The 21,302-nt window shown below is 57.4% G+C and carries 19 protein-coding genes and 1 other RNA gene; 7 read left to right on the top strand and 13 right to left on the bottom strand.

Annotated features, from left to right (window positions below; translation table 11 throughout):
* Nucleotides 1-5 precede the first annotated feature (5 nt).
* The 5 genes from parE to nudF all read right to left on the bottom strand — a co-directional run bounded on the left by parE (nt 6) and on the right by nudF (nt 4,779).
* Nucleotides 6-1,901 (bottom strand): DNA topoisomerase IV subunit B, encoded by a 1,896-nt coding sequence (gene parE / locus DXXMK7_RS01825; RefSeq protein ID WP_038917588.1) that lies wholly within the window; start codon nt 1,899-1,901, stop codon nt 6-8.
* Between the two features lie 185 nt (nt 1,902-2,086).
* On the bottom strand, nt 2,087-2,668 hold the full coding sequence (gene yqiA, locus DXXMK7_RS01820; protein WP_038917587.1) for an esterase YqiA: 582 nt from the start codon (nt 2,666-2,668) through the stop codon (nt 2,087-2,089).
* Nucleotides 2,668-3,495, bottom strand: a complete 828-nt coding sequence (cpdA, locus tag DXXMK7_RS01815) for a 3',5'-cyclic-AMP phosphodiesterase (protein WP_038917585.1) — start codon at nt 3,493-3,495, stop codon at nt 2,668-2,670. Before cpdA ends, yqiA begins: the two co-directional genes overlap by 1 nt.
* Before the next feature lie 208 nt (nt 3,496-3,703).
* On the bottom strand, nt 3,704-4,126 hold the full coding sequence (locus DXXMK7_RS01810) for a DUF1249 family protein (RefSeq protein ID WP_188726099.1): 423 nt from the start codon (nt 4,124-4,126) through the stop codon (nt 3,704-3,706).
* Nucleotides 4,126-4,779, bottom strand: coding sequence for an ADP-ribose diphosphatase (gene nudF / locus DXXMK7_RS01805; RefSeq protein WP_038663080.1), 654 nt, complete (start codon nt 4,777-4,779; stop codon nt 4,126-4,128). Before nudF ends, DXXMK7_RS01810 begins: the two co-directional genes overlap by 1 nt.
* A gap of 403 nt (nt 4,780-5,182) precedes the next feature.
* Between nudF and tolC the strand changes: the two genes are divergently transcribed.
* The 3 genes from tolC (at nt 5,183) to DXXMK7_RS01790 (ending at nt 8,730) form a co-directional block, all read left to right on the top strand.
* Nucleotides 5,183-6,595, top strand: coding sequence for an outer membrane channel protein TolC (gene tolC, locus DXXMK7_RS01800; protein ID WP_038917584.1), 1,413 nt, complete (start codon nt 5,183-5,185; stop codon nt 6,593-6,595).
* Nucleotides 6,596-6,784: 189 nt separating this feature from the next.
* Complete coding sequence (locus DXXMK7_RS01795; protein ID WP_038917583.1) at nt 6,785-7,558, top strand: DUF1190 family protein; 774 nt, start codon at nt 6,785-6,787, stop codon at nt 7,556-7,558.
* 11 nt (nt 7,559-7,569) lie between these two features.
* Nucleotides 7,570-8,730, top strand: a complete 1,161-nt coding sequence (locus tag DXXMK7_RS01790) for a glutathionylspermidine synthase family protein (protein ID WP_038917582.1) — start codon at nt 7,570-7,572, stop codon at nt 8,728-8,730.
* Between the two features lie 73 nt (nt 8,731-8,803).
* Here the strand turns inward: DXXMK7_RS01790 and ygiD are convergent, their stop codons facing one another.
* The 4 genes from ygiD to rsmI form a co-directional block, all read right to left on the bottom strand.
* Nucleotides 8,804-9,592 carry a 4,5-DOPA dioxygenase extradiol gene (ygiD, locus tag DXXMK7_RS01785; protein WP_013316044.1) on the bottom strand — a complete coding sequence of 263 codons (789 nt, stop codon included), beginning with the start codon at nt 9,590-9,592 and terminating at the stop codon, nt 8,804-8,806.
* Nucleotides 9,593-9,759: 167 nt separating this feature from the next.
* Nucleotides 9,760-10,569 carry a shikimate 5-dehydrogenase gene (locus tag DXXMK7_RS01780; RefSeq protein ID WP_038917581.1) on the bottom strand — a complete coding sequence of 270 codons (810 nt, stop codon included), beginning with the start codon at nt 10,567-10,569 and terminating at the stop codon, nt 9,760-9,762.
* 264 nt (nt 10,570-10,833) lie between these two features.
* Nucleotides 10,834-11,212: RNase P RNA component class A (gene rnpB, locus DXXMK7_RS21450), an RNA gene on the bottom strand.
* Nucleotides 11,213-11,253: 41 nt separating this feature from the next.
* On the bottom strand, nt 11,254-12,123 hold the full coding sequence (rsmI, locus tag DXXMK7_RS01775) for a 16S rRNA (cytidine(1402)-2'-O)-methyltransferase (protein ID WP_038917580.1): 870 nt from the start codon (nt 12,121-12,123) through the stop codon (nt 11,254-11,256).
* Nucleotides 12,124-12,182: 59 nt separating this feature from the next.
* Between rsmI and DXXMK7_RS01770 the strand changes: the two genes are divergently transcribed.
* Genes DXXMK7_RS01770 through dolP form a run of 4 tightly spaced genes read left to right on the top strand, consistent with a single transcriptional unit; the run spans nt 12,183 to nt 15,795 of the window.
* The gene (locus DXXMK7_RS01770; protein WP_038917579.1) at nt 12,183-14,228 is read left to right on the top strand and encodes a penicillin-binding protein activator; all 2,046 of its coding nucleotides are present in this window, start codon (nt 12,183-12,185) and stop codon (nt 14,226-14,228) included.
* The gene (locus DXXMK7_RS01765) at nt 14,225-14,581 is read left to right on the top strand and encodes a YraN family protein (protein ID WP_174213758.1); all 357 of its coding nucleotides are present in this window, start codon (nt 14,225-14,227) and stop codon (nt 14,579-14,581) included. The genes DXXMK7_RS01770 and DXXMK7_RS01765 overlap by 4 nt, the downstream gene beginning before the upstream one ends.
* Before the next feature lie 37 nt (nt 14,582-14,618).
* A complete protein-coding gene (diaA, locus tag DXXMK7_RS01760) occupies nt 14,619-15,209 on the top strand; it encodes a DnaA initiator-associating protein DiaA (protein ID WP_013316039.1) in 591 nt (196 codons plus the stop codon).
* A gap of 10 nt (nt 15,210-15,219) precedes the next feature.
* Complete coding sequence (dolP, locus tag DXXMK7_RS01755) at nt 15,220-15,795, top strand: division/outer membrane stress-associated lipid-binding lipoprotein (protein WP_038663100.1); 576 nt, start codon at nt 15,220-15,222, stop codon at nt 15,793-15,795.
* 102 nt (nt 15,796-15,897) lie between these two features.
* Here the strand turns inward: dolP and DXXMK7_RS01750 are convergent, their stop codons facing one another.
* The 4 genes from DXXMK7_RS01750 to arcB all read right to left on the bottom strand — a co-directional run bounded on the left by DXXMK7_RS01750 (nt 15,898) and on the right by arcB (nt 21,268).
* On the bottom strand, nt 15,898-17,199 hold the full coding sequence (locus tag DXXMK7_RS01750; protein ID WP_038917575.1) for an alginate lyase family protein: 1,302 nt from the start codon (nt 17,197-17,199) through the stop codon (nt 15,898-15,900).
* A gap of 93 nt (nt 17,200-17,292) precedes the next feature.
* Entirely contained in the window at nt 17,293-18,042 is a 750-nt protein-coding gene (mtgA, locus tag DXXMK7_RS01745; RefSeq protein ID WP_049842483.1) for a monofunctional biosynthetic peptidoglycan transglycosylase, read from the bottom strand.
* Nucleotides 18,039-18,692 (bottom strand): isoprenoid biosynthesis glyoxalase ElbB, encoded by a 654-nt coding sequence (gene elbB / locus DXXMK7_RS01740; RefSeq protein WP_038917574.1) that lies wholly within the window; start codon nt 18,690-18,692, stop codon nt 18,039-18,041. The genes mtgA and elbB overlap by 4 nt, the downstream gene beginning before the upstream one ends.
* Before the next feature lie 236 nt (nt 18,693-18,928).
* Nucleotides 18,929-21,268, bottom strand: coding sequence for an aerobic respiration two-component sensor histidine kinase ArcB (gene arcB, locus DXXMK7_RS01735; protein WP_038917572.1), 2,340 nt, complete (start codon nt 21,266-21,268; stop codon nt 18,929-18,931).
* Between the last annotated feature and the right edge of the window lie 34 nt (nt 21,269-21,302).

Genomic DNA, 21,302 nt, shown 5'->3' with positions numbered 1-21,302 from the left:
AGGCGTCAGACGTCAAGTTCAGCCTTGTCGCCCTTCTCCTGCAGCCAGTTACGGCGGTCTTCGGCGCGCTTTTTCGCCAGCAGCATGTCCATGGTCGCCAGCGTCTGTTCAATGTCTTGCTCATTAATAGTGAGCTGCACCAGACGGCGGGTATTAGGGTCCAGCGTGGTTTCGCGCAGCTGCATCGGGTTCATTTCCCCCAGCCCTTTAAAGCGCTGGACATTGGGCTTGCCTTTCTTGCGTTTGAGCTGTTCCAGAATGCCGGCTTTCTCTTCTTCATCCAGCGCGTAATAAACCTCTTTGCCGAGGTCGATACGGTACAGCGGCGGCATGGCGACGTAGACATGGCCGCCTTGCACCAGCGCACGGAAATGGCGCACGAACAACGCGCACAGCAGCGTGGCGATGTGCAACCCGTCCGAATCCGCATCCGCCAGAATACAGACCTTGCCGTAACGCAATTGGCTCAGATCGTCGCTGTCCGGATCGATGCCGATCGCCACCGAAATATCATGCACTTCCTGCGACGCCAGCACTTCGTCGGACGACACTTCCCAAGTGTTGAGGATCTTGCCCTTGAGCGGCATGATCGCCTGGTACTCGCGGTCGCGCGCCTGCTTGGCGGAGCCGCCCGCCGAGTCCCCTTCCACCAGGAACAGTTCGGTCTTGTTCAGATCCTGCGAGGTGCAGTCGGCCAGTTTGCCGGGCAGCGCCGGTCCGCTGGTCAGTTTCTTACGCACCACTTTCTTGGCGGCGCGCATACGACGCTGGGCGCTGGAGATCGCCATCTCCGCCAGTTGCTCCGCCGCCTGCACGTTCTGGTTCAGCCACAGGCTGAACGCGTCTTTCACCACGCCGGAGACAAACGCCGCCGACTGGCGCGACGACAGTCGCTCTTTGGTCTGGCCGGCGAACTGCGGATCCTGCATCTTCAGCGACAGCACATAGGCGCAGCGCTCCCAGATGTCTTCGGCGCTGAGCTTGACGCCGCGCGGCAGTATATTGCGGAATTCGCAGAACTCGCGCATTGCGTCCAGCAGCCCTTGCCGCAGCCCGTTGACATGGGTGCCGCCCTGTAAAGTCGGAATCAGGTTGACGTAGCTTTCTGTCAGCAGCTCGCCGCCTTCCGGCAGCCACAGCAGCGCCCATTCCACCGCTTCGGTGTCGCCGGGAATGGTGCCGATAAACGGTTTTTCCGGCAGCGTCGGCAGGCCGTTGACCGCTTCGCACAGGTAATCGCTAAGACCGCCCTGATAGCACCAGCGCTGTTCGGTGTCGTTTACGCCGTCTTTGAAGACGATTTCCACCCCCGGACACAGCACCGCTTTAGCTTTCAGCAGATGCGTCAGGGACAACACGGAAAAGCGCGGGCTGTCGAAGAATGACGCATCCGGCCAGAAATGCACCCGGGTGCCGGTGTTGCGGCGCCCGCAGGTGCCGGTCACCGTCAGATCCTGTACTTTGTCGCCGTTTTCAAAAGCGATGTCGTAGACCTGACCGTCGCGGCGCACCGTGACCTCCACCCGGGTGGAGAGCGCGTTGACCACGGAAATCCCCACCCCGTGCAGGCCACCGGAAAACTGGTAGTTTTTGTTGGAGAACTTGCCCCCGGCGTGCAGCCGGCACAGGATCAGCTCGACGGCGGGGACGCCCTCTTCCGGGTGGATATCCACCGGCATCCCGCGCCCGTCGTCAATCACTTCCAGCGACTGATCGGGGTGCAGAATCACATCGATGCGACGGGCGTGACCAGCCAGCGCCTCATCGACGCTGTTATCAATAACCTCTTGTCCCAAATGATTGGGACGGGTGGTATCGGTGTACATCCCCGGACGGCGGCGCACCGGCTCCAGCCCGCTGAGGACTTCAATCGCATCAGCGTTATAACTTGATTGCGTCATGGTTAGAATGAATGTTGTCGTTGTTTGAAAGTCAGACGGTATCCCGCGATTATACGTGGCGCAGGCACAACGCCAAGCGTCGATTATCAGGGTGAAAACGCCGTAAAAGCGCGTTAACCAGCCTGACAGACGGGATACGAGTGATGATGGGCGCCGACCGCTCACCGCGGCCGCGCCGGGATGAGTCAGTCCGCCGTCAATCCGAGGAAATCGATAATCGGCGCAAAGTAATGTTCAAAACCCACAAACGCGTGATTACCGCCGGACTCCACCGTCTGACGGCAAGCGGTGTAATAGGCCACCGCCTGACGATAGTCCAGCACCTCATCCCCGGTTTGCAGCAGACACCACAGCAAATCCGGAGATTCCAGCGGCTCGACCTGCATCACCTTGAGATCGTAAATGTGCCGTGACTCTAACACATATTGCTCGCCGGTGTAGGGGTTCTGCTGATCCCCCAGGAAATCAAGCAGCAGTTCATAAGGCCGCACCGCGGGGTTGACCACCACCGCCGGCAGGCGAAAACGCTGCGACAGCCAGGTGGCGTAATAACCGCCCATCGACGACCCGACCAGACCGAGCGGCCGCCCGGCGCGCTCCATAACCAGTTGCTCCACCCGTTCCGCCGCGTCCGCCGGGTAGGGCGGCAACTGCGGCACCAGCATCTCAATGTGGGGGTGATGCTGCGCCAGCCACTGCTGCAACGCCGTGGCTTTCGCCGACAGAGGCGAGCTGTTGAAACCGTGAAGATAAAGCAGGGTGGGCATCAGTAACCGTCCGAATCCATATCTGGCAGAAATTCATTCCCTTCAAGGCGACACACCCGGGTTTCAACCCCGCCATCCGGCAACAATTCCAGATAGCGCCAGCCGGGCGCGACATTATCAATGGTGAAGCTGGTGCAGTGCGGCTTGAATTGCACGCAGGTCGATGGCGTCGCCAGCAGGCGGCGACCGTTCCAGTCCAGATCCATTTCCTGATGAATATGGCCGCACAATACGGTGCGCACGAGCGGGAAACGGACCAGCAGCGCGTTCAGGCTGTGGGCATTGCGCAGGCTGTGCTGATCCAACCAGGTACAGCCCGACGGCAGCGGATGATGGTGCAGCATCAACAGCGTATGGCGTTCCGGCTGGCTTTGCAGGCTGCGCTCCAGCCACTCCAGTTGGTACTCGCTCAACTCGCCGTGCGGCACGCCGAACACCTGACTGTCCAGCAGAATCACCTGCCAGTGTTCGCCCAGCAACACGTGTTTGGAAGGCGCGATTCCCGATCGGGCCAGCACATCCACCATCGCGGGCTGAAAGTCGTGGTTGCCGGGCAACCAGACGCAAGGCGCCTTGAAGCGGCGGATACCATCGGCGAAACGCGTGTAGGCTTCCTGCGTATGATCCTGCGCCAAATCCCCTGTGGCGGTAATCAGATCGAAATCGCATTGCTGGGCGGCGATGGCGTCCAGCACCGCCTGATAGCTGCGGTAAGTATCAACGCCGAGCAGCGTTCCCCGCTCGCCGGCAAAAAGGTGGGTATCTGTTATTTGTAAAATCCTGATTCTGGCCCCACGCGCCACAGGAAGTGTCAACAGGCTTTCCAAATAGTGTCCTTGGGTCTTTGCAATCTGCCTAACAAATCGATCTATACCCTCGATAACTCGCGTTGCAGCAGGGCGACATCCGGGGTGAATGACAAATCGACGTCGCCGACTTGAACGCTGCCGACAGCGACCCCAGAGGAGCCAGACCCGAAAACGAATCGGGTAAACGCGGCCAACGCACCTGCAATCTGAAGTATCACGGGTATATCTAACAAACAGGAACCGACATTGAACCACACGCCAGGCAATATCTTAGCCAATCGGCAAGAAACTGATTAATCTGATGCTTTTCGTCACGTTGATGTAACTTCTTGTTCGGATAATCATAACGTGCCTTAAAGCGGAAGATCTGCTGACTGGAACACACTTCCGCAACCATCGCATCGTAATACAGCCGCACCACCAGCGTCGGCAGACTCCAGTAGCTGACCGACGGCGCAATCTGCTGGATCTCCACCAGCGCGGTATACCGCGTAGACTCCAGAATCGTTAAACGGTAGCTGGCGTTATGGACCTGATAAACCACCGCCGCGCCCACCTCTTCATTACGGGGAAGCAAGCGGCGTAGCTGCGCGAAGTTGATTTCGTTTAGCCGCATCATTTCCGGGAAATCCGGGACATAGCGCTTCATTATCCGTCCACCCAGTCTTTTTTTAATGTCTCATGGTGCAATGCCAACCATTGCAAGGCAATGACAGAGGCGGCGTTGTCAATAATCCCCTGTTCCACCCATTGATAGCTTTGTTCGCGGCTGACCACATGAACGCGGATGTCCTCGTTTTCCTCGGCCAGCCCGTGAATGCCGCTGGCGGCGCCGGCGTCCACCTCGCCGACCCAGATGGCCAGCCGTTCGCTGGTGCCGCCGGGGCTTGCCAGATAGCTGAGCGCCGGACGGCAACGCTTCACCACCAGCCCCGCTTCTTCCTGTGCTTCGCGGCGGGCAACCTCTTCCAGGCTTTCGCCCGGCTCGATCATACCGGCCACCAGTTCGAACAACCACGGCGACGTGCTGGTGTCGTAGGCGGCGATGCGAATCTGTTCGATCAACACCACTTCATCGCGCACCGGGTCATAGGGCAACAACACCACGGCATGGCCGCGTTCCAGAATTTCCCGACTGACTTCGCCGCTCATGCCGCCGTTGAACAGGCGGTGGCGAAAGCGATAGCGCTGCAGCGAAAAAAAACCCTTGTAGAGCGTTTCGCGTGCAATAATTTCTACATCATCTTTGGTAAAAGTACCGGGTTTAGTAAAAGTACCGGGATGCGTATCTGAGGACGCCATAAACTCAACTCCTGTGAACAACACGGCAGGCAAGCCACTTTTGTGTGGCGAAAACGTGGACAGGCGTTCACCGTTTTGTGCAATATTCATCATGCAATCGTGCCAGCCCGATACGGATAATCAGGTGCGGAAAGTCTACCAGCAAGAATGAGGCGTTCCCGGTATTAACGCAATGCCTTTGCGACACCCGGAAACGACGATCCTGCCGGGGCAGCCTCTGGCATGCTGCCGGGCATTGTGCCCAGCCACAAGCCGCCAAGTAAAATAGGCTTTTGGGATAACCGCAAGGAAAAGATGGCACATTCAGCCACCTAATTCGATTGGTCGATTCTGATAGAATCGACAGGTATATCGTCTCCAGATGGCGCAACCAAGAAACTTTGCTGCACAACAAGGAATGCAAATGAAGAAACTGCTCCCACTTCTCATCAGCCTGGGTCTGGGCGGCTTTAGCGCCGTAAGTCAGGCCGAAGACTTGTTACAGGTTTACCAGCAGGCCAAAACGACCAATCCGGATCTACGCAGCGCTGCCGCCAACCGAGACGCGGCTTTTGAGAAAATTAATGAAGCCCGTTCGTCCCTGCTGCCGCAACTGGGTTTGGGCGCGGACTACACCTACAGCAGCGGGTACCGCGACCGCAGAGACATTAACAGCAATGCGACCAGCGCCTCGCTGCAGTTGACCCAGTCCATCTTTAATATGTCGCTGTGGCGCGCTCTGACGCTGCAGGAAAAACAGGCCGGCATTCAGGACGTCAGCTACCAGACATCCCAGCAGACGCTGCTGCTCAATACCGCGACCGCTTATTTCAGCGTGCTGCGCGCTATTGACTCGCTGTCTTACGTCAGTGCCCAGAAACAATCGATTTACCGCGAACTGGACCAGACCACCCAACGTTTCAACGTCGGCCTGGTCGCCATCACCGACGTGCAGAACGCCCGCGCCCAATATGACAGCGTGCTGGCAAGCGAAGTGACCGCGCGCAACAATCTGGACAACGCGATGGAAACCCTGCGCCAGGTGACCGGTCAGTTCTATCCGCAACTGGCGGGACTGAATATCGATCGCTTCAGCCCGCAGAAACCCGACGCGGTGAACGGCCTGCTGAAAGAAGCGGAAAACCGCAACCTCAGCCTGTTGTCGGCCCGTCTGAGCCAGGACCTGGCTCGCGAGCAGATTCGTTCAGCGGAAAGCGGCCACCTGCCGACGCTTAACCTGACCGCGTCCACCGGCGTTACCAACACCGATTACTCCGGTTCTCGCGCGGTAGGCGACAATTTCAACAACACCTATGTGGGCCAGAATCAGGTCGGGCTGAGCTTCTCCCTGCCGATCTACAGCGGCGGCGGCACCTCATCCAGAGTGAAACAGGCGCAACACAGCTTTGTAGCATCCAGCGAAAGCATGGAAAGCGCGCACCGCTCGGTAATTCAGACGCTGCGCTCCGCGCATAACAACATCTCTGCCTCCATCAGCAGCGTTAACGCTTACAAACAGGCGGTGATCTCGGCGCAGAGCTCGTTGGACGCAATGGAAGCCGGCTATCAGGTCGGCACCCGCACCATCGTCGATGTGCTGGACGCCACCACCACGCTGTACAACGCCAAGCAGCAGTTGTCCGGCGCTCGTTATGACTACCTGATCAACCAGTTGAACCTCAAGCAAGCGCTCGGTACGTTGAACGAAGAGGACCTGCGCAACCTGAACGCCATGCTGGGCAAACCGGTATCGACGTCCGCCGCCATCGGCGACGATGCGCCGGCGCCGGCAACCACGCCAACGGCAGCAAAAACCGCCGCCAAGGCCAAGCCCTGATATTTCGCAGGGGAACCCGGACGGGCTCCCCTGCGCTTTTCGTCCGCCGCATTCAGACAGGCTATGCCTTGTACACCGGCGCTTTACAATCTGTTCACCCTTCTCCTATTCTTAAACCCGTTTTAATACATGTAAATGATGGGCACGATGCCCTTTTGCTCTGGGATCAACTTTGTTCTGGGATCAACAATGAAAAGAACGTCAAACATCAACCACGCGCGTTTTCGCAAGCGCTGGGGTTACCGTATCGCACCGATCGCGCTGGCTGTCGGCGCCGTGTTTGTTCTCTCCGGTTGCGAGAAAACCGACGAAACCGTATCGCTCTACCAAAACGCGGACGACTGTTCCCGCGCCAATCCGGCCATGAAGGACCAGTGCGCCGCCACCTATAACAACGCCTTGAAAGAAGCGGAAAGAACCGCGCCCAAATACGCCACTCGTGAAGAATGCGTGGCGGCCTTCGGCGAAAGTCAGTGTACGCAAAGCTCGGCGGCCGGCACTACGTCGGCGACCAACACGACGGCCAGCGCCGCGCCGCAGCAGAGCGGCAGTTTCTGGATGCCGTTGATGGCTGGTTTCATGATGGGCAAACTGATGGGCGGCAACAATTTTGCGCAGCAGCCGGTGTTCAGCCCGCGTACCCCCAATAGCCCGGCCAACGGTAGCTATGTGGACGCCAGCGGCAAAAGCTATGGTTCCGCCACCGGGCGCCCCATTACCGTTCCTAAAGACGCGATGACGCCCAAACCGACCTCTAGCGTCGCGCCGTCCAGCATCACCACCACCCGCGGCGGCTTTGGCGATTCGGTTAACAAACTCAACAGTGCGCCTGCCGCCAACATGGCCGGCAATCAGGACAGAGATCGCTCCGCGACAAGCACGACGGGCAGCACATCCGCCAGCGGCGGCAGCACCCGTCAAACCAGCAGTGCGGCCCCGATTCGCCGCTCCTTCGGGGGATAAGGTCACCCGCTATGAAACGTATTGCGATTCACGAACGCCCGAACTGGCAGGAAAAAGCGGCCGAGTATGGTTTTCAGTTTCACACCATGTATGGCGAGCCCTACTGGTGTGAAGACGCCTACTATCAGTTTACGCTGGCGCAAATTGAAGAGCTGGAAGAGACGACCGCCGAGCTGAACCAGATGTGCCTGCAGGTGGTCGATAAGGTGGTCAACAGCGAAGCGCTGCTGACCAAATTCCGCATTCCCCGCCACACCTGGGACTTCGTGCGCAGTTCGTGGCTGTCGCGCCAGCCGGCGCTTTATGCGCGGCTGGATTTGGCTTATGACGGCAAGAGCCCGGCCAGGTTGCTGGAAAACAACGCCGATACCCCGACGTCGTTGTACGAGTCGGCGTTTTTTCAGTGGATCTGGCTGGAAGATCAGGTCAATGCCGGCCGCCTGCCGCAGCACGCGGACCAGTACAACAGCCTGCAGGAAAAGCTGATCGAACGCTTTGAATATCTGCGTACTCATCACGGTTTCGGCAATATGCATTTCACCTGCTGCCGGGACACCGAGGAAGATCGCGGTACGGTGCAATACCTGCAGGATTGCGCGCAGGAAGCCGGCGTTCCGAGCCAGTTCCTGTACATTGATGAAATAGGCCTGGGAGATCGCGGGCAATTCACCGATCTACAGGACAACACCATCGGCAACCTGTTCAAACTCTACCCGTGGGAATTCATGCTGCGCGAGACTTTCTCCACCAAACTGGCGGACGCTGGTGTGCGTTGGCTGGAACCGGGCTGGAAAAGCGTGGTGTCCAACAAGGCGCTCTTGCCAATGCTGTGGCAGATGTTCCCCAACCACCCCAACCTGCTGCCGGCCTATTTCACCGAAGACAACCCGCCGGCAATGAGCGACTACGTGGTCAAGCCGCTGTTTTCCCGCGAAGGCGCCAACATACAGATTTATCAGCAGGGCAAGCAGGTCGCCGCCGTGGACGGCCCCTACGGTGGGGAAGGCTCCATCGTGCAGCAATTCCACCCATTGCCCAGATTCAATGACAGCTACACGCTGATCGGCAGTTGGCTGGTGGGCGATACCCCTTGCGGTATCGGACTGCGGGAAGACCGGGAATTGATTACCCAGGACTTATCCCGCTTCTATCCGCATATCATTCTGGATTAACGCCAACTCGTCTTGATGCACACATCGTCCTTTCGGGCGATGTGTGTTTTTAGCGGCCATAACGGTCAGGGTATTATCCGACCTGTACCGACATCATGCTGAGCGACCCCATCACAATGCCGTCCGTCGGCGTAGATACCGGTTCCTGACCATCCCAACTGCCGAGTACGTACAACAGCGGCAGGAAATGGTCCGGCGTCGGGTTGGACAGCGCCGCGTCATTGTGCTGCATGAAGTTCACCAACGGGTGCTCCGCCGCGTCGCCCTGCCAGGCCAGATTACTGCGAACAAAATCGTTAAACGACGTCGCCCAGCCATAGGGCGCGCCATCGCCGTTCCACTTGATCATCCGCAGGTTATGCACCACGTTGCCGCTGGCGACGATCATGATGCCTTCGTCACGCAACGCAGCCAGCTTACGACCCAGCTCATAGTGGTAGGCAGGCGGCTTGGTGCCGTCGACGCTCAGTTGCACCACCGGGATATCCGCCTCTGGATAAACCTTGATCAACACGCCCCAGGTGCCGTGATCCAGCCCCCACTCCTGATGATCCGCATACACCGACACCGGAGCCAGAACGTCCTGCACCCGTTTAGCCACGTCCGGAGCGCCGGGCGCCGGGTACTGGGTATCAAACAACGCCTGCGGGAAGCCGCCGAAATCATGGATGGTGCGCGGTTTATCCATCGCGGTAACCGCGGTGCCGCGGGTATACCAGTGTGCGGATACCGCTACGATCGCCTTCGGACGCGGCAGGGTTTCTCCCAGTTTACGCCAGGCCAGCGTGTAGTCATTTTCATCCAGCGCATTCATCGGGCTACCGTGGCCCAGAAATAATGCTGGCATCCGGGAAGTGCTCATAGCGATATCCTTAGTAACAGTGAGGGTAACAAGTACCGATGGGGATTACTTTACCTCTACTGTTTCATCGATACAGTCGGATTCCCATGATGATGATTGTCAATAAATTTGACGATAGCCGCTCTTATACGCTTAACCGGCCGATAACGGGAGACACGGCAAGTTCGTCAGGAGCGAGAATACGCCGAGGCTTCCTGCATTAACGCCTCATCAGGCCGAACACCGGTATACAGGGCAAATTGCTCCAGTGCCTGCAACGCGATGACCTGAGCACCGTTAATAACCGGTTTATTTAATTTTCTGGCCAGCTGGATTAATGGCGTTTCCACCGGAAAGGCCACAACATCAAAAATATGACTGGCGATGAGTACTTGTTCTTCGGTAAATGCCAGTTGATTTTGTTCTTCCCCGCCAGCCATGCCAACAGGCGTGACATTCACCAGAATATCCGCCTTTATACCTGAAGCATCCCGGCACCACTGAAAACCATATTTATTCGCCAGAGAGCGCCCATTTTCTTCATTTCTTGCCAGAATAGTCACCTGCCGAAAGTTACTATCACGGAATGCTGCCACAACCGCTTTAGCCATACCGCCGCTGCCTTTTATCAGCACATGCATGGTTTTATCTTTGAGGTTTTTCTCAATCAGATCTTTAACCGCAATATAATCGGTATTGTACGCGGTCAAATGACCATTCTCATTGACGATGGTATTAACAGAATCTATCGCTTTGGCTGAATCCGACAGCGTATCAATAAAAGGAATGCAACTCTCTTTAAAAGGCATGGATACCGAACAGCCGCGGATTCCCAACGCCCGAACCCCTTTCACCGCATGCTCAATATCATTGGTGGTAAACGCTTTATATATAAAGTCGAGATCAAGCTTTTGATAAAGGTAGTTATGGAATCGTGTACCAATATTACTTGGGCGGCCTGAGAGAGAAATGCAAAGTTTCGTATCTTTATTCAGCATAGTCGGCTCCTCGTGTCATTTGTTTCAATGTATCACCGCAGCCAGCACCCGCAAGTCAATTGATCCCCCATGAATAGACTCGTCTGACACTACACGCATCAAACCGGGAAATAATAACGCACGTCCGGAAGGAAAAATCAGAGAAAATAGAACACACAGGCAATCGTACCTGCCACATCGGGGATAGTCGGGAAGAGACAACCGTTGGTGTGCCTCACTTCGCTGTGAAGTCCCTGAGACACACCAACGTATTGTTTTTGAAAAGAGTGAAGTTGACCGATAAGCCGGGTTCTGTCGTGGACAGCCATTCATCTAGGCCAGCGCTCGCGCACTGGCTCAAGCAGCCTACCCGGGTTCAGTACGGGCCGTACCATGTGAACCCCTATTTGGCCTTGCTCCGGGTGGAGTTTACCGTGCCACGGACTGTTGCCAGCCGCGCGGTGCGCTCTTACCGCACCCTTTCACCCTTACCTGATCCCGCTTACGCAGGCCATCGGCGGTTTGCTCTCTGTTGCACTGGTCGTAGGCTTTCGCCTCCCAGGCGTTACCTGGCACCCTGCCCTATGGAGCCCGGACTTTCCTCCCCTCCGCCCGTCTTCCCCGAAGGGAACGACGACGAAGCGGCGACTGTCTGGTCAACTTCGGCGCGGATAATAGGGCAAATCGGCCGGCTTGTCATCTCGATTATGCGTGACCGTCTTCCTGCTCCAGTCCGTAACGGTAAAGGGCGTTCTTCTTCACGCCATGAATCTCCGCCGTCAGCGCCGCCGCCTTCTTCAGCGGCAGCTCCGCCCGCAACAGTTGCAGCGTACGCAACGCCGCCGCAGACAGCGCCTCTTCGTCGGGCTGGTGACCTTCCACGATCAACACCATCTCGCCTTTGCGGCGGTTTTCATCTTCCTGCACCCACGCCAGCAGTTCCGCCACCGGCGCGCCGTACAGCGACTCCCAGGTTTTGGTCAGCTCACGCGCCAGCACGACGTAACGCTCAGGCCCCCAGACCTCGACCATGTCCTGAAGGCTATCCAGCAGCCGATGGGTTGATTCGTAGAAAATCAGGGTGCGCGGCTCTTCCAGCAGATCGCGCAGCGTATCCTTACGTGCCTTGGTCTTGGCGGGCAGAAACCCTTCATAGCAAAAGCGATCCGACGGCAAGCCGGCGGCGGACAACGCGGTAATCGCCGCGCACGGCCCCGGCAGCGGCACCACGCGCACTCCGGCTTCACGACAGCGACGCACCAGATGATAGCCGGGATCATTAATCAGCGGCGTGCCGGCATCCGACACCAGCGCAATGCTCATGCCTTGTTGCAACCGCGCCAGCAATTGCTCTGCCTTTTGCTGTTCATTGTGGTCATGGAGTGCGAACAGGCGCGCATTAATCGCGAAATGTTGTAACAATAAACCGGTATGACGGGTATCTTCTGCTGCAATAAGATCAACCTGTTGCAACACCGCCAACGCCCGCTGAGTGATATCCGCCAGATTGCCGATAGGCGTGGGAACAATGTAAAGCGTGGAGGCGGAAATCTGTGCTTGTTGGTCTTGATTCATTGTTTCATCCGGTTTGCCGATTTAATATTGAGCATCGTTAAAACATCACTGGATACAGTATGCTTCCGTTAAATTCTGTCCGTACCCATGCAGGCCGTCTGGTTCCTGTCATGCTGGCGGCACTGTTTCTCGCCGGCTGTCCCAGCCAGGCCCCGCAAGACACTGCGACCCAGCAGCACGTAGAGGGCAAAGCCGGTGCGTCTTCCGATTACTACCTGCAGCAGATGCAGCAAAGTGGTGATGATAGCAAGGCTGGCTGGCAATTACTTGCGATTCATGCCCTGATTCAGGAAGGCAAACTCCCGCAGGCCAACGGTCAGTTGAACGCCTTGCCGTCGCAATTGAGCGACAAGCAGCGTCAGGAACAGCGCCTGCTGACCGCCGAACTGGCGGTCGCGCAGAACGACCTGAATGCCGCCAACAGTACGCTGGCCCAGTTGGATGTGAAGTCGCTGTCGCCCCAGCAACAGGAACGTTACTACCAGACGCAAATCAAAGCCGCTCAGGATCGCCCGTCGTTGACGCTGATTCGCGCCTACATTGGGCAGGAGCCGTTGTTGCAGGGCGACGCCCATCAGCGCAACATCGATCAGACCTGGGCGGCATTAACCCGCCTCACCCAGCAGGATCTTGGATCGATGGTGATCAATGTCGACGAAAATACCCTGCAAGGCTGGCTCGACCTGCTGAATCTCTGGCAGACCAAAGCTCAGGTTCCCTCTGACCTGCAGGCTGCGATAGAAGACTGGAAGAGACGTTATCCACGTCACCCGGCAGCCAAACAACTGCCGTCGCAGCTGGGCGGCACGCCGCCCGCCGCGGCTACGCAACCGGGAGAGAGCGCCCCCGCCGGCAGTAACGCCATCGCACTGCTGTTGCCGATGAACGGGCAGGCGCAGGTATTCGCCAATGCTATTCAGCAAGGGTTTAGCGCCGCCAGAAGCGGGCAGGCAACGCTGGCGATGCCGCCGCAGGTAGCGCAATCAGCCGCGCCTGCCGAGGCGACCGGCACGGCTACGCCTACGCCATCGACAGATGCGAATACCCCGTCACTGTCCGCCACAGCGGCTGTCTCAGCGCCTGTTGCAACGGCAACCGCCGTTCCGGCGATTGCGCCGACAGCGGCCAGCAGCATTCCGGTGAAAGTCTACGACACCTCTAATCAGGCGTTGGCAAACGTGATTGCTCAGGCGCAGAAAGACGGCGCCACCACCATCGTCGGTCCGCTGCTCAAAAACGAGGTGGAACAGCTACCGGGACTCAACCCATCCCTGAATGTGCTGGCGCTGAACCAGCCGGAACACATCCAGCCCAATCCGAACATCTGCTATTTCGCTCTGTCGCCGGAAGACGAAGCCGTCGACGCGGCGCAATTCATTCACAAGCAGGGTAAGCAGCATCCGTTGATTCTGGCGCCGCGCGGCAATCTGGGCGACAGGGTGGTGGCCGCTTTCGCCAAGTCCTGGCAACAGCAGGCAGGCGGCGTGGTATTGCAGCAGCGCACCGGCGGCGTGTATGACCTGAAACAGGCGCTCAACAGCGGCGCAGGTATTCCGCTCAACGGCCAACCGGTTATCACAGCGGCTTCCGCTCCACAGTCCTCCACCACGGTTGGCGGGTTGACCATCCCGAATCAGGCGCCGCCGATCGCCACCGTCACCAGCGACGGCAACGTGGATGCGGTTTATATCATCGCCACGCCGGATGAACTGACGCTGCTCAAACCGATGATCGACATGCGCAACAAAGGCGCGCTGCGCCCGGCGCTCTACGCCAGCTCACGTAGCTATCAGGCCGGTCTGGGGCCGGATTTCCGGTTTGAAATGGAAGGGCTGCAGTTCAGCGATATTCCTCTGTTGACTGGCGCCAGCCCGGCGCTGATGCAGCAAGTCAGCACGCAGTTCCGCAACGATTACTCGCTGGTGCGGCTGTTTGCCATGGGGATGGATGCCTGGAAGCTTGCCAGCAACTTTGCGCAATTGCACCAGCCGGGGAATTCGCTGTCCGGAGCGACCGGTGTGCTTAGCACCTCGCCGGATTGCGTCGTCAACCGTAAACTCACCTGGCTGCAGTTCCGTCAGGGACAACTGGTGCCCGCCTCCTGAACCGGCGCATCACCGGCGGTCGCTACGAACAACTGGCCCGACGCTATCTCGAACGCGCCGGGCTGATGTTTGTAGCCGCCAACGTGACGGTGCGCGGCGGTGAACTGGACCTGATTATGCGCGATGGCGGCACCTGGGTCTTCGTCGAGGTTCGTTATCGCCGCAACAGCGACTTTGGCGGCGCGGCGGCCAGTGTTACCCGGCAAAAACAGCAATCGTTGCTGCGCGCCGCAGCGGTATGGCTGTCCCGTCAGGGCGCTAGTCTCGATTCCACCGATTGTCGCTTTGACGTACTGGCCGTAACCGGCCCGCAGGTGGAATGGTTGCCCAACGCGTTTGGGCAGTCTGAGTAACATCATGATTTTCAACTTCAAAACAGGTTAACAGAACGTGCTGGAGAGAATTAAAGTCTGTTTCACGGAAAGCATTCAAACCCAAATCGCCGCTGCAGAAGCGCTACCGGACGCCATTTCGCGCGCCGCTCTGGCGATGGTGCAGTCGCTGCTCAATGGCAACAAAATCCTGTGCTGTGGTAACGGTACATCTGCCGCCAACGCACAGCATTTTGCCGCCAGTATGATTAATCGTTTTGAAACCGAGCGACCCAGTCTGCCGGCGATTGCACTTAATGCCGATAACGTGGTCTTAACGGCTATCGCCAACGATCGCCTGCATGAAGAAGTCTACGCCAAGCAGGTGCGGGCGCTGGGTCAGGCGGGCGACGTGCTGCTGGCGATATCCACGCGCGGCAACAGCCGTGATATCGTCAAAGCGGTGGAAGCCGCCGTCACGCGGGACATGACCATTGTGGCCCTGACCGGCTATGATGGCGGTGAGCTGGCGGGTTTGCTGGGCCAGCAGGATGTGGAAATTCGCATCCCGTCACACCGCAGCGCCCGCATTCAGGAAATGCATATGCTGACCGTCAACTGTTTGTGCGATTTGATTGATAACACACTTTTCCCACACCAGAACGATTAAGGAGCACTCCATGAGGATCTACTCTTGCATTGCCGTGCTGTCTGCCTGTCTGATGCTACAGGGCTGTATTGGCGCTGTCGCGATTGGCAGCGCGGCGGTTGCGACCAAATCCGCGACCGATCCACGGACTGTCGGCACGCAGGTCGACGACGGCACGCTGGAAGTCAGGGTATCCAACGCGCTGAGTAAGGACACGCAATTAAGCAAAGAAGCGCGGATCTCCGCAACCGCCTATCAGGGCAAAGTGCTGTTAACCGGTCAGGCTCCTTCGACCGAGCTGGCTAGCCGTGCCAAGCAGATCGCCATGGGTGTGGAAGGCACGACCGAGGTGTATAACGAAATCCGCAAAGGCACGCCGATTTCGCTGGGCACCGCGTCCATGGATACCTGGATCACCACCAAAGTGCGTTCTCAGTTGCTGACCAGCGACACCGTGAAATCCTCCAACGTGAAGGTCACCACCGAAAACGGCGAAGTCTTCCTGTTGGGTCTGGTGACGCGCCGTGAAGCAACGTCAGCGGCCCAGATCGCCAGCAAGGTCGGCAGCGTCAAACACGTGACGACCGCGTTCAGCTACCTCGACTAATCCCCCGTTCCCCGCTCTATATGGCGGCCAGTCACGGCCGCCAGACTGACTATCCGACAGGTGGCCGCAGGCGCCTGTCATTTTACTCGCTTCTCACGTTAATCATGGCGTTGGCGTATTTCCCGCGGTCGCTGGCGGCGACAGCAACCAGATGCTGCGGCGGGCATCAACGCTGACCTCAGTATCTTTTTTCCCCTGCGACGCCCCGGTCAGCAACGGCGTGAACCCCACCTGCCTGATAGCCGCATGATAACGGGGAGAACCGATAGCCTGCTCGGCCTGCAGCATTAGCGGAATCAGCGGGCTGCTCTCTCGCCCCATGGTTTTATAAGGCCAGGGTCTGGACTCATCCAGATACGGAGCCATGAAGTCCAGAGCCGACAACAGGCTGCTGCCTTTGGGGGTATGATACTGCCACAGGTTATCGCCGTACTTCCCTGCCACGGTCGCCATCAGGCTGACAGCCTGCAGATTGAAGCCGCTGTAATGGAACGACCGGGTACGCGCCAGTTCCTCTGGTTGCGAACCATCTGCCGCCAGCTGATGGTCGAGCTTCTGGCGCTGCAATGCTGCCATCGCCTTCACCGTTTCAGGCTGGCCCAGATAGGCGGCGATACCCGCCACCTGCACCGTATACCAGCTGCCATGATTATTCTTTGCCGAGGCCTCCTGCTTGCCGTTATGGCTGGTCAGCAACCAGTGCAGGTAGTCCGTCATCCACTGCCGCATCTGCTGCTCGTCACTGGCCCCCCATCCCGGCGCCTGTCGCAACATGACCAGCGCATCCACGATACGGGTGGCGAAGAAACGGCCGTCAAGCACGCCTGCGCCCCGCCCGTCGTTTCTGCCCGGAATGGCCTGCGCATAATTCAGGTTAGGGTTCATACGCGTTTCAGGAGTGATAAACCAGGTGCGAATCATGGCGATGGCTTTGCCGGCATATTCGGGACGGTCCGAGAAATACCAGGCCAGCGCCAGCACACGCACCCGATCGGTAAACGTCGCCAGACGGATAGCATCCGTCTCCTCGCCCTTGGTCGCCGGGTTCACCTTGCCGTCATGTCGAATCCAGGGTAAGCCGTCTTTCTGCTGCGGATCAGGCCACCAGTAAGCCGCCAAACTCAAATAATCATGACGGTTGCCGCCGGGCGGCATTGAAAGTTTTTGAGTAACCGATAGGTCAGGTTTTTTCATAGCGCTATCCGCCGCCCGCAACAGCTGCTGATAAGCAAGCTGCATCTGTGGTGGCGCGGTCTGGCTGCGTAGCTGCTGTTTTACCTGGGCAAGTTTGTCTGCCTGTAAAAATACATAAGCAGAATTGTCGTTTTTAACACTGGCCGCCTCGGCAGAGGCCCCCAGGCCCCACAGCGAAAGCATCATAAGAAAAACTATGCCATACCGCATTATTTCCCCCTGTTAATGCGGTCATGATTTCCCATACAGCCACGGGAAATGGAAGCCGCTCATTGGAAAAAATCTATCAGTCAATCAGGTTTGTTAATAAAGCCGGTTCGCTTCCAGAAAATTTTCTCCGCCGATTTGGTTCATCTGACGCAAAATCCACTGCTGACGCCGCATGACGTAGCCGGACGGTTTACTGGCGCGATAGCGGATAGGATTCGGCAACACCGCCGCCAGCATCGCCGCTTCCGATGCCGTCAGCCGGCTCGCCGGTTTATTGAAGAACTGACGCGATGCGGCCTCTATGCCAAAAATTCCGGGTCCAAACTCGGCAATATTCAGGTAAACCGTCAGAATCCGACGTTTGGTCCAGACCAGCTCAACCGCCGCCGTCAGGCCGGCCTCCAGCCCTTTACGCAACCAGCTGCGCCCGTCCCACAGCAGCAGGTTTTTTACTGTCTGCTGCGACAGCGTGGATGCGCCGCGAATACGATTCTCGTGTCGCTCGTTATGTTTGAGCGCCGCTGAAATCGCGTCGAAATCAAACCCCCAATGCTGGGGAAATTTCTGATCTTCCGCCGCAATGACCGCCAATGGCGCCACTGCGGCGATCTCATCCATCGACACCCAGTCCGAATGGGCCACATACGCGAAGTCGCCGCTCAGCCAGGCGCTGAGCTGGCGATCGATCATCACGGCGGAAAAGGGTACGGGCAGAAATGCAAACAACAGGATCGCCGCTACCCACAACGCAACGACACCAAAGAAGATGCGCAACACCCAACGCCGGATACACGCGGCTATTCGTCCTAATCGGCCTTTCCCGAATAGGCCTGCTGACCTCATTCAGCCAGTTCCAAAACACGCGCCACCAGTTTCTCAATTCCACTGGCGGCTTCACCAATCGAGTTCGCCAGCATGTAAGCCGGAGTCGTCACCACCTTGTGTGTAACGTCAACGACGATGTCATTTACCGGACACTTCACATGCACGCCACCCATCGCTGCTATCGCCTGCGCAGTCCCCTCATCGTTACCAATTGTAAGCTGCACAGAGGTATTAAGCAGTTTCGGTAACATGGCGGGGGCGATGCAAATAAACCCTATTGGTTTATTTTTCTTATGAATTTCACGAGTAAGTATTTTCAGTTCGTTATCAATCTCACAGTCGGCCCCGCGGGTGGCAAAATCGCTCAAATTTTTTGCGGCACCGAATCCGCCGGGGACAATCAGCGCATCAAGCTGTTGGGGATCCGCGCTGGATAATGGCTGGATTTTCCCACGGGCAATACGCGCAGATTCCGCTAAAACATTGCGTTTCTCACCGGTAACCTCACCGGTCAGATGATTAATCACATGCAGCTGTTCTTTGTCCGGAGCAAAGCAGACAGCTTCAGCGCCGGCACGATCGATTGCAAGCAGAGTCAAGACAACTTCGTGAATCTCTGAACCATCATAAACTCCACATCCGCTGAGTACGACACCAACTTTTTTCATCACTCATGCCTCATTTCATTACATCAACTAATTGATTTTTTGATTGACAAACACTAATCTACATCACACATTTTAATGATTCTTGTAACAAACGACGCCATATTTGCTATGGTGTGTGTTGCCAGAAGATGGGATTTCAAAAACGCTTGCGTACCAACAACATCTGAGATTGAACGCAGGTGTACCGCTTTCCCTGGTGTTGGCGCATAATTCGCGCACTCCGGCCTCGGTCGGGGTCATTTTTTTTCAGCCTCTGAAACCCAGTCTTTCAATACCTGCACATCCTGCTGCCAGTCGTGTTTCAACTCGTCAATCCACTCCTGAACGTTGTCCCACCATGCCGGTAATGTCGTGGTCTGAATCTGTTGCGCAACCTGTTGCAGATGCTTGAGCCCAACCGAGCCCGCCGCGCCTTTGATTTTGTGCCCTTCTTCCGCAATGCCTTTCTGGTCGCGGGCGGTCATGTTGGAATCAAGAATCGCCAGATAGCCGGGCATCATCTGCTCGAACATCGCTAGGCTCTGATGAATCAGTTTCGGCCCTACCAGCGTCAGGTACTGCTCCAGCATCGGGATATCCAGCAAACGGTCCTGCAGCGACCCGGCGTCCACCTCTGCGGCTTCCGGTTCCGGCTGCGCATGATGATCCCAGTATTGCTGGATTACCGCCGTCAACGCCGGCACCGCCAGCGGCTTACTCAGCACGTCATCCATGCCGGCGTCCAGGTACTCTTTTTTATCTTTAAGCACATTCGCCGTCAGGGCGACCAGCGGCGGCATCGACTGCCCGGCATAACGCTCACGCAGCCGACGCGCCACATCCAGGCCGGTCATGTCCGGCAACTGGATATCCAGCAGCACCAAATCAAATTCATCCGGATCGAACATATCCAGCGCCGCCTGGCCGGTCATCGCCACTTCGACGCTGCTGCCCAGTTTTTCCAGTACCGAGCGAGCCACCACCACGTTCAGTTCGATATCTTCCACCAGCAGCACATGCAACGCCGGCAGCGGCAGTTCATCCTGTTCGTCTTCGTCAGACTCGTCATTACGCACCACCGGCGCCGTCACCGTCAGTGCAAAACAGGAGCCCTTGCCCAGTTCGCTGCTCACCTGAATATCGCCGCCCATGCTTTGCGCCAGACGTTTGGAAACCGCCAGCCCGATGCCGGTGCCGGTAGCCGGTTTGCCGCCGTGTTGATCCTTGACCTGGTAGTACATGGAGAAGATTTTCTCCAGCTCGTCGGCCGGGATCCCCATGCCGGAATCCTCCACCTCAAAACGCAGCCGGTCGCCCTGCTCATGCCAGACCCGCACCACCACCCGGCCCTCACGCGTGAATTTCACGGCGTTGCTGAGCAGATTCCACAGAATCTGGCGCAACCGGGTACCGTCGGTGACGATGGTTTTCGGCAACGGCTGATGCAGTTCCATCTCCAGCTGTAGCCCCTTAGGCTGGGCCAGCAGTCCGCCCAGATTTTCCAGATCCACCACAAAGCCGACGAAATCCACCGGCTGGTTATCCAGTTGGACCTTGCGCCGCTCCTGCTTGTCCATTTCGATGATGTCGTTGAAAATATTGCCGAGCGTGATGGCGCTGACGTGGATGGTTTTCAGGTATTTTTGCTGTTCTGCGTCCAAATGGGTGTCGAGCAGGATACGACTCAGGCCGACAATGCCATTAAGCGGCGTACGAAGCTCGTGGCTGATCGTAGAGATGAAGGTAGTCTTTTCCCTGCTGGCGTTCTCTAACGCGTCCTGGTAGCGCTTACGCTCGGTAATATCGCGTCCAAACCCCATCAGGCCATGTCGCTTACCCATGCGGTCGTAAAACGGCACCTTACGCAACTCGAAACAGGCTTTGCGGCCATCCGGATAGACCAGCCACTGCTCATAGGTCAATGAGACGTTGTGGCGAAACACCTTCTCATCCGTTTCCATGACTTTTTCGGCAATATCGGGCGGATAAACATCTTTCGGCGTCAGGCCGATCAGCTGCTTCTGGCTTTTGCCAAGCAGCAATTCCATCGCCCGGTTGCAGCCGGAAAATTCTTTGTTCTCATTGCGGTAGTAAACCAGGTCCGGCGAAGCGTCGAGGAAAGAACGCAACAGCGCCGATTGCTGCTCCAGCTCAACCTGCGCCTGCTCGCGGCGCGCCATCTCCTCACGCAGTTTGGAGACCATCAGCAGGCGGGCTTCCTCCGCCTTGATACGATCGCTGATTTCCTGATTGAGCTGGGCGATATTGCCCTGCAACTGTTCGTTCAGTTCCTGATCGCGCTGGCGCATCTCTTCCAGTTTAGCCACCAGCCGCGACAGCCGCTGGCGCGACTCTTCAAGCTGCTCCACCACCACGGACAGGAAGTACACCGCCCAGGGCGTGATCAGTAAGCCGAAAAAGATAGAGCGCACCACGTCGATGTTTTCCACCTTGCCGGTGAGCAGCAGCGTCACCGCCATCTGCACCACCAGCGCCAGTAAAACCAGCGCTGACGCCAGCAGCAGGGAAAAACGAACCAGCCCCAGTTTAACCATTAAATCAACGTAGTACTGCGCCAACAGCCTGATTTGCCTCATAGCGGTGTTCCTTAATCATAAACCCACAAATCAT

This window comes from Dickeya sp. MK7 (assembly GCF_000406305.1).
Lineage (GTDB): Bacteria > Pseudomonadota > Gammaproteobacteria > Enterobacterales > Enterobacteriaceae > Dickeya > Dickeya fangzhongdai.
This window is presented reverse-complemented; position numbering and strand designations above follow the sequence as displayed.